The sequence below is a fragment of the Lentzea kristufekii genome, assembly GCF_033949925.1.
GTDB classification, from domain to species: Bacteria; Actinomycetota; Actinomycetes; order Mycobacteriales; family Pseudonocardiaceae; genus Lentzea; species Lentzea kristufekii.
Window position 1 is genome coordinate 1 of the sequence record NZ_JAXAVV010000103.1, and the last position, 392, is coordinate 392.

The 392-nt window shown below is 70.9% G+C and carries 1 pseudogene; it reads left to right on the plus strand.

From position 1 onward, the window contains the following. Positions 1–392, plus strand: a pseudogene (locus SK571_RS46270) (hypothetical protein); the annotation flags it as partial.

A 392-nucleotide genomic window follows, 5' to 3' on the forward strand; every position in this document is an offset into this window, starting at 1 on the left:
CGACGGGGCGGAGCCGCTGCCCGAGGTGGCCGACCTGCCGGTCCGTGCGCCGGCGGAAGGCGAGCTGGCCGCGATGGTGGCCGAGCGGCTGAGGGGCGAGGTCGAGCAGCTGCGACTGGTCGAGGCGTTGTCGAAACGACGACGTGGCCCGCTCGCCGTGGAGCTGAGCGAGATCATCACGAACCTGTACGACACGCTGTCCCGGCACCGGGTCGGCATCAAGCTGGTCGACCGCTGCGCCCCCGAGTTGCCAGAGCTGGCCGAGGTCTGGTTCGGCCAGGGCCGCTCGGGTCTCGTTGTGGTGCTGACCGAGTATCTCCAGCGGCGCAAGGCGTTACGGCTACCCGGACCCGCGCCGCTGGTCGCCCGCACGATTCTGGAGACCTGTGTGC